This window comes from Vibrio sp. OPT46 (assembly GCF_015163535.1).
Classification (GTDB): Bacteria; Pseudomonadota; Gammaproteobacteria; order Enterobacterales; family Vibrionaceae; genus Vibrio; species Vibrio alginolyticus.
Window position 1 is genome coordinate 6,440 of the sequence record NZ_JADDYG010000308.1, and the last position, 7,885, is coordinate 14,324.

Consider the following 7,885-nt stretch of genomic DNA (forward strand, 5'->3'; position numbering starts at 1 on the left):
ATGCAATCTAGAACTGTGCTTTAATCCAGATCATGCGATGGTCAGAAGATACATCTTTACCATCACCATACTTACCGATACGTGCATCGTTAAATAGTTTACGGCCTTCTTCATAAGACGCTGACCAGTACACACCAGAGTCTATTACATTCAAATTTGCTGAAGGCAAGGCATAGTCTACCCCTAAGCCAAACGTTGAAGTGATGCGATTCGGATATGGGTGAGTTGAACTGCGGTCAACAGCGTGTTCAGCTGCACCAAAGCTTGTTGGGTAAAGCTCACCATTCATCACGGTTTGGTTAACCAATGGATCGTTGTGCAGCTCTTGCATTACAGAGCTAATACCGTCACCAGCCACTGGATCAAGGTTTTGATCACCCATCATTACGAATTTAGCGCCGTTCGTTAAGCCACCTGTTTTACCCGCATCGTCGTAAAAATAGTCTTTGCCTTGAATGTAATGATGCCAAAACTCCACTTCTGCTGCGTTTTGCGCTTTGTTTTTACCGGTGTCGAATACTGGTGGAGTAGGATGAGACATCAACAAGTGTACAACTTCCTCGCCATTGCGTGTTGGAATGATGATTGGCGCGTCGACGTGATTTTTCGAAGATAGACGCACTTGATCCCACTCTTCCGCTGAGTACCATTCATCACCACACTTCATGCCGTCTGGAATCTTTTGCGAACCGTCACAGATAGTAATGGTTGGAATTGTCGCACCTTCCATATCTTTCCATTTAAATGCTTGGAATGTACGTGTGTTTGCCGTGTCAATTTTATACTTAGACATAAGGGCAAATGCATATTGACCATGGTACATGCCAAAGCCCCATGCATCACCTGGCATTTGACCTGCGGTTCCGTTGTTGTCGAGATCAAACTCACTCAACAACCCTGTATTAGTTGAGTAAGATTCAGCATAAGGGTATTCAATAGGCTCAAGGTTTGCTTCACCGCCCGCGCCATTGATGCTTTGCGCGACAGACAAGTAGTTCTTCTGGAATCCTTCAATGGCTGCTTTGTTTTCACCTGTTCCATCGTTGTTGTATTCCGCCATCATGAGAACATCAGGACGATTCTTTTGAATGATTGCTGCAACGTTACGAATTTGAATGACTTTTTCCGCAGTGGTTTTGTCTTCGGCTGCGATTGAACCGTCTAAATAAGAGGTGACCAACGCAGCTTGCTGCGTTGGTTCAATTTGCATTTCATCTACCAAAGTTTCGAAGGTAGCGCGGTCAAAAGAGAGGTTGTAAGTCGCTATTTTTACTTCTTTAGGCTGAACATTGACGTATTCAGTATCGTCATTACATCCAGATAGTAGAGCGGCGCCAACAAGGACAGCGATAGAGGTTTTGATTGCTTTCATGGGTACGTCATACCTTATAATTAATTCGGCTGAATATTAAAGTCATCAGTCATTGTTTTAAGCGATATTAGTCACACAAACGTTTTCATATTTACATGTTCAATTAGTTTTTGTGTGATTTGTGCAATAAATGCAACACTTTCAACACCAGAAGGTTATATGTAAATTGTTAAAAAACGGTGTCGTTATTGATGCGAAATAGAGAGTCCGCCACCGTTAAAAAGAAAAGCGTAGAATTTAAGCGTACATGAGATGTTTGAGTTGTATGCTTATCGCCGTGTTTTATTTTTTATGTTTAAATTTCTGTATATAATAAGCAGTCAATCAGAAGTGAGGACGACCTCACCGCTCTATCTTTTCTCGGGGACGACCCCATCTCGTTGGGAAATGTGACATGGCTTGGGGAATTCTCTTCATTGCGGGCCTGTGTGAAATCGCATGGGCTGTCGGTCTTAAATATTCACAAGGGTTTACCAAATTCGGTGCTTCGGCATTCACTATTGTCTTTATGTTATTGAGCTTTTGGTTGCTTGGCATTGCGTTAAGAACCTTGCCTTTAGGCATTGCTTATGGAGTATGGGTAGGGATTGGCGCAATAGGCACGGCAGTCGTGAGTATTTATCTGTTCAATGAGCCAGCAACACTTATCAAAGCCTTAAGCTTGCTAATGATTGTCGCTGGTATCGCAGGGTTAAAAATATCAGCTTAACGTTAGGCTAAACACAAAACAGCCAGAGTCACTCTGGCTGTTTTTCTAAATGTCGTGTTTACGGTTCTGGCGAGGTATATCAAGCGTTGCGCTTAATAAAAGGTAACCGTAAGTGATGACCAAACGCATTAATTAATGCGCCTGTAACAATCAGACCGCCACCGACGTACGTCCAAATGATCGGAACCTCGCCAAAGAAAATGATGCCCAACAACACAGAAAATACGATCTGGATATACGAATAAGCGGAGGCTTTACCCGCTTGTTGAGTTTGCATCGCTTTGGTTAAACCCAATTGTCCAATTTGGGTAAAGACACCAACTAGAACCAACATGAAAGTCAGATATAGATCGGGCATTACAAAATCGTCGCCAATCAGTAAGAGTGAAGCGGGGAGAGCAACCAACGGGAAATAGAAAATGATCACTGAGCTGTCTTCTGTCTGACTCAGTTTTCTGACAATGACGTAGGCAATTGAGCTACCAAATGCGCCTAAGATCGCAATCATGACGCTAAACATTGGTAAAGCGCTATCTGAGCCTTGCCCAGTTTCTGGGCTTACCATGATATAGATGCCGAGTAAGCACAACGCAATACAAAGGAAAGTTGACGGCTGGATGCGCTCTTTCAAGAAAAATACGGCGAGTAGTGCAGTAAATACCGGATGAATATACTGGAATATCGTCGCTTCTGCCAAAGGTAAGGTGGTCACTGAATAATATACACACATCAGAGCCATCGTGCCCACAGCACCGCGTGCAAATAGTAATGGCTTATTATTGCCCCATACAGAAATTCGTTTTCGCTTTACATCGAAATAACTAATGATAAGTGAAACGAGCGCTCTTGCTGCAACGATTTCAAAAACGGGGATACCGTAGTTGCCGACGTGCTTTACTGTAGCCGACATCAGAGCAAAGCCGAACGCGGAAAGCACCATAAAGCGCACACCGATGGGAATCATAGTGTTGAATGAATTGGACATTTTACTGCTCATTTGTTGCGACAGATCTCACTTTAGCATACTTAGTTAGCGATTAAATCCTCTCAACTCAAACACTTCTGTCGACAAGATGAATAAACAGTAGAATACGTAGCAATTAATCTGCCTCTCTTCAGCGTAACAATAAAAACTCGATATTTAAGGAGCTTACATGATCCCGATAAAAGCAACGCATGTTTCAGGCGTTGTCATTTCAAAAATTGATGGCATAGAAAAAATGCTGTTACTCAAACGCGTAAAAGGTGGCTATTGGTGCCATGTTGCAGGTGGTATCGAAGCGGGTGAAGCCGGGTGGCAAACCATTTTAAGAGAGTTAAAAGAAGAGACACTAATTGACCAAGTTGAGTTACATACAGCAGACTTTCTAGAGCAGTTCTACGAAGCAAAAAATAACCGTATCATGGTTATCCCATGTTTTGTGCTATTTTGTCCGCCTAACCAATCAGTTGTTCTTAACGAAGAGCATACAGAGTATCGCTGGTGTACGATTGAAGAAGCTAAGCAGCTGGCTCCGTTTGCCAATCAGCATCACCTCTATGAACATGTATGGAAGCATTATGTAGATGTGGCATCACTAACGCCATTTACGCTGATCGATCAAAAGGGCTAAATGAACGGCAACGGCTTTGATTAGTTTTTATAGAGAGGTTTGTTCTCATAAAATGAAGCGTTAGGATTTGCGCTGAGCGTTCACAATAAAAAGGAATAACATCTATGGATGAAGTCACATGCCAAGAGACGTATCAAGGAAATCACTTACAGAAGCGTTTTTCCGTCTCGCAAAGGATCTCAATTGAGCCCCTTAATACGAAACACGCGTCCGCTTTACTAGAGGTTGTGAACACTCACCGAGAGAGCCTTGAGGGCTATCTACCTTGGACGGATTCTGTCACGAATCATCGAGAGGCCGTGAACTACATTTCCCAGCGAGTGAACAGTAACGCGCTGGATTCCCACTGGTGTGCAATTTATTTTGATGAGCAGCTTACGGGTGTTATTGGCATTAAAGGTGTGGATTCACATACACGTGTTACTGAAATTGGCTACTGGCTTGCTAACAATGGGCGAGGCCATCGTGTGATTGATCAAGTACTCGCAGTATTGATCCCTTTCTTGAAGAAGAAAGGGCACGCACAATTCATTCAGTTCCATTGTATGGAAGATAACATCGCTAGCATCAATATTGCTGAGCGTGCAGGCGCCACATTAAAAGAATACGTTGATCATGAGTTCGATATGCTTGACCGCTCTCAACGACTAGGCATTTATGAACTACGTTTGACGTAGTATCCACCCTAGAGATATTTTAATCAGAGTTCGAACTCTAACTTCACGAGCGCTACAATAGTAACATTGTTGCGCTCGTGTTAACTTGGGGCGTCATTGGTAGAAACTAGGCTAGGAGAAGCATCATGAACGCAATCACAGAGGTTGAAGTAGATAACTTGTTACAGCAAAGCCTCGAACGCTTAAAAGCGGCATATGCAGCCGAGCCTTATCCTAGTTTAGATGAACGTAAACAGCGCCTCGTTTTGTTAAAAAAATCGCTGCTTGAGAACAAACAAGCTCTGGTTGAAGCGTTAAGTGACGATTTTGGCTATCGCTCAGAATTTGATACCGCTATGACCGACGTTTTGCCAACGGTCTCGCATATTAATTATACCCTCAAACGACTAAAAAAATGGTGCAAACCCAGCAAGCGCGAATCCGGCTTATTGCTCGCACCTTCTAAAGTCACCGTTCAGTATCAACCGTTAGGTGTCGTCGGGATCATTTCACCGTGGAACTTTCCTGTGATTTTGAGCCTTGCGCCTTTAGTGACAGCATTGGCTGCTGGCAACCGCGTGATGATGAAGCTCAGCGAATTTACGCCAAAAACCAATAAAGTCATCGTCGATATTTGCCGTGGGTTGTCTGAGTATGTCGAAGTTTTTGAGGGTGAAGCAGACGTCGCACAAGCATTCAGCCAACTGCCATTCGCTCACCTTTTGTTCACGGGTTCTACGAGTGTTGGTCGCGCAGTGGCAAAAGCGGCAGCGGAAAACCTTACCCCGGTGACGTTAGAGTTGGGTGGAAAGTCCCCGGTGATCATTGCAAAAGATGCAGACATGAAGAAAGCCGTTGATGCTATCTTGTTTGGTAAATGCATTAATGCAGGCCAGATTTGTGTCGCGCCTGACTACGCATTTGTACCGCAAGAACGTGTCGAAGAGTTCATTTCGCTATTCTTAAAACGTTTTGAAAAGCTCTATTTAAAATCCAACAAGAATCAAAAGCTGACCCATATTGTCAACCAACGACAATATGATCGTTTGACTGCGCTACTTGAGGATGCAAAAGCGCAAGGTGCTAACCTTCACACTGTTGAGGCGTCGCCCCAAGAGGAACGACTTCTGTATCCTCATTTGGTCACGGATGTGTCGCCGAATATGCGAATCATGCAAGAGGAGATCTTCGGGCCATTTCTACCTGTTAAGCCCTACAATGCCGTTGATGAAGCGATTGACTACATTAATCAGCACCAAAGACCACTTGCGCTGTATGTTATGTCGGACGACAAATCGACTATCAAACATATTGTACGCAACACCCACAGTGGTGGCGTCGGCGTTAATGATACGGTTTTACATGTTGGCGCTGAAGATGCGCCTTTTGGTGGCGTTGGTGAATCGGGTATTGGGCATTATCACGGAGAGGAAGGATTCAGAACTTTTAGTCATGCGAAAACCATTCTTCACACACCGAAATGGTTGCCAAGAACGAGCGTATTAATGCGCCGTAGGGCTATGGCGATAAAAGCGATCCAAAAGATCTTTGTTCGATAATAATTATGATTTGATTGATAAAAAACCGCCCGAATAGGCGGTTTTTTGTTTCTATATGCTCTGAAACGCTGGGCACCAAAGTCCGAGAAACTTCCATCGCGTGCTACCAACAAAACAAAGAAAGGCTCTTGTTGATAGAGCCTTGTTCAGGAAGTGTCGAGAGATCTTGGCAAGTTTAATGCAGAACTTCACTGCTGAATCTTAGATATCTACAGTCGTTCATCAGTTCTTTAAACGCCTTTCGGTCCAGCTTAATCAGAGTTTCATGATCGCCAGCTTCAAGGTAGACATGTTCCAAGTTTGCTAGTCTTTCATCGCAAACTGTCGACATGTGGTAAGGGCTACCAATCGGTGGAATAGCGCCGTGTTCACAATCGGTGAAGAGTCGGTAAACCATACGCTCTTTCACCAAGTGGAAGGTGGCATTAAATTCGTCGTTTAATCTCGACAAACTGATTTTGTTGTTGGCAGGTAAGACCGCCATCATATGACGCCCTTCATGATCCTCTAGAATCACACCTTTTGCGATATTCATTAAAGGCACACCTGCTGTAACACCACTTTGTAGCGAGCTATGACTGTGGCTGTGATTCACGGTTTGAAAGTGAATGTTATGCTCAGTCAAATATTCATCTAATCGGGTTGCAATCGTCATATAGCCTCCACGTGTATGAGACCCATAAAAAGTATAGGTTAGTCGGGCGACAATCGCGCATTTTACTCGGCGACACTGACGCTCTTTACGCTCCTGTTCTACGCTTATTGCAAGCCAGCGAGAAAGCATGGTTAACAATAATAAATAGGGGGCAACATGAGCAAGCCAATCATCGCTGATAACAAGCCGATCAAAGTAGAGTTGAAAGCTGGGCAAGAATATTACTTCTGCCGATGTGGGCGTTCTAAAAATCAACCTTACTGCGATGGGTCTCATTCGGGAACCGGCTTAAAGCCAATGAGCTTTAGTGCGGAAAAAGACGAAGATGCCTATCTCTGCCAATGTAAGCATACCGCCAATGCTCCTTTTTGTGATGGTACACACAAGCGATTTACCGCAGAGCAAGTCGGTAAAGAGGGACCGGAACAAAAGCGAGAGAAAAGAGACAAACCAACGGCGTCTGCTACTCAAGAAGAACCAACCCTCGAGTTTATCCACCAATTAGCGAGAGAAGGACTCTCTAAACTCGGTCATCATGGTCCGATGGCTGCAATGGGGGTTCCTAGGCATTTGCTACCACATTGGGATGCTATACAAATCATGGTGGCGCAAATGGCGACACAACCGTTGTTGGAAGACGTTCCTGTGTCTACCGAGTTGATTGTGGGACCAAACGCGCGTAAGCCGCTCAGACTCGCCATTCCTTTGTTGGTGTCGGACATGAGTTTTGGCGCACTTTCTGAAGAGGCGAAAATTGCACTAGCAAAAGGTGCAGAGTGGGCAGGGACTGGGATTTGCTCTGGTGAGGGTGGCATGTTACCGGAAGAACAAGCCGCTAATTCACGGTATTTCTATGAGCTTGCTAGTGCTCAATTTGGCTACGACGAATCTAAGCTTCTTAATGTTCAGGCGTTTCACTTTAAAGGTGGGCAAGGAGCAAAAACGGGCACGGGTGGTCATCTGCCTGCAAATAAAAATGTAGGTAAGATCTCTCAGGTGAGAGGCATCCCCGAAGGACAACCAGCGATATCACCACCAACGTTCAAAGATCTTCACACTACTCACGATTTCAGAAAGTTTGCTGACAGAGTTCGTGGCATCACAGGCGGTATTCCAATTGGATTTAAACTCAGTGCCAACCATATTGAGCAAGACATTCAGTTTGCGCTTGATGCTGGGGCTGATTATATCATCTTAGATGGTCGCGGTGGTGGCACGGGTGCGGCGCCAACTATGTTCCGTGATCATATTAGTGTTCCCACCATCCCTGCATTAGCTCGTGCACGTAAGTACTTAGATGAAAAAGGCGTAAGTGACCGCG

General features: G+C 44.5%; 8 protein-coding genes. 5 read left to right on the forward strand and 3 right to left on the reverse strand.

Features of this window, described 5'->3' with window-relative positions:
• Positions 1-7: 7 nt before the first annotated feature.
• Positions 8-1,372, reverse strand: a complete 1,365-nt coding sequence (locus IQR33_RS14980; RefSeq protein ID WP_193837981.1) for an endonuclease/exonuclease/phosphatase family protein — start codon at positions 1,370-1,372, stop codon at positions 8-10.
• 394 nt (positions 1,373-1,766) lie between these two features.
• On the opposite strand from IQR33_RS14980, the gene IQR33_RS14985 reads away from it, so the two are divergent.
• Positions 1,767-2,081: a DMT family transporter gene (locus IQR33_RS14985; protein ID WP_005376506.1), complete on the forward strand. Its 315-nt coding sequence runs from the start codon at positions 1,767-1,769 to the stop codon at positions 2,079-2,081.
• A gap of 79 nt (positions 2,082-2,160) precedes the next feature.
• On the opposite strand, the gene IQR33_RS14990 is transcribed toward IQR33_RS14985, so the two are convergent.
• Positions 2,161-3,066 carry a DMT family transporter gene (locus IQR33_RS14990; RefSeq protein WP_005376505.1) on the reverse strand — a complete coding sequence of 302 codons (906 nt, stop codon included), beginning with the start codon at positions 3,064-3,066 and terminating at the stop codon, positions 2,161-2,163.
• A gap of 169 nt (positions 3,067-3,235) precedes the next feature.
• Here IQR33_RS14990 and IQR33_RS14995 point away from each other — a divergent pair, with 169 nt between their 5' ends.
• The 3 genes from IQR33_RS14995 (at position 3,236) to IQR33_RS15005 (ending at position 5,909) form a co-directional block, all read left to right on the forward strand.
• Positions 3,236-3,694, forward strand: a complete 459-nt coding sequence (locus IQR33_RS14995) for an NUDIX hydrolase (RefSeq protein WP_017635339.1) — start codon at positions 3,236-3,238, stop codon at positions 3,692-3,694.
• 104 nt (positions 3,695-3,798) lie between these two features.
• On the forward strand, positions 3,799-4,371 hold the full coding sequence (locus tag IQR33_RS15000; RefSeq protein ID WP_017635338.1) for a GNAT family N-acetyltransferase: 573 nt from the start codon (positions 3,799-3,801) through the stop codon (positions 4,369-4,371).
• A 125-nt stretch (positions 4,372-4,496) separates the two neighbouring features.
• The gene (locus IQR33_RS15005) at positions 4,497-5,909 is read left to right on the forward strand and encodes a coniferyl aldehyde dehydrogenase (protein WP_017635337.1); all 1,413 of its coding nucleotides are present in this window, start codon (positions 4,497-4,499) and stop codon (positions 5,907-5,909) included.
• A 175-nt stretch (positions 5,910-6,084) separates the two neighbouring features.
• Here IQR33_RS15005 and IQR33_RS15010 read toward each other — a convergent pair whose 3' ends face one another.
• Positions 6,085-6,564, reverse strand: coding sequence for an aminoacyl-tRNA deacylase (locus IQR33_RS15010; protein ID WP_193837982.1), 480 nt, complete (start codon positions 6,562-6,564; stop codon positions 6,085-6,087).
• A 156-nt stretch (positions 6,565-6,720) separates the two neighbouring features.
• Between IQR33_RS15010 and IQR33_RS15015 the strand changes: the two genes are divergently transcribed.
• On the forward strand, positions 6,721-7,885 hold a 1,165-nt coding region (locus IQR33_RS15015; protein WP_228013908.1), incomplete at its 3' end, for a glutamate synthase-related protein.

Coding starts and splice junctions, on each gene's coding strand:
- IQR33_RS14985 (WP_005376506.1), top strand. CDS start 1,767: ATGGCTTGGGGAATTCTCTTCATTGCGGGCCTGTGTGAAATCGCATGG.
- IQR33_RS14995 (WP_017635339.1), top strand. CDS start 3,236: ATGATCCCGATAAAAGCAACGCATGTTTCAGGCGTTGTCATTTCAAAA.
- IQR33_RS15010 (WP_193837982.1), bottom strand. CDS start 6,564: ATGACGATTGCAACCCGATTAGATGAATATTTGACTGAGCATAACATT.
- IQR33_RS14990 (WP_005376505.1), bottom strand. CDS start 3,066: ATGTCCAATTCATTCAACACTATGATTCCCATCGGTGTGCGCTTTATG.
- IQR33_RS15005 (WP_017635337.1), top strand. CDS start 4,497: ATGAACGCAATCACAGAGGTTGAAGTAGATAACTTGTTACAGCAAAGC.
- IQR33_RS14980 (WP_193837981.1), bottom strand. CDS start 1,372: ATGAAAGCAATCAAAACCTCTATCGCTGTCCTTGTTGGCGCCGCTCTA.
- IQR33_RS15000 (WP_017635338.1), top strand. CDS start 3,799: ATGGATGAAGTCACATGCCAAGAGACGTATCAAGGAAATCACTTACAG.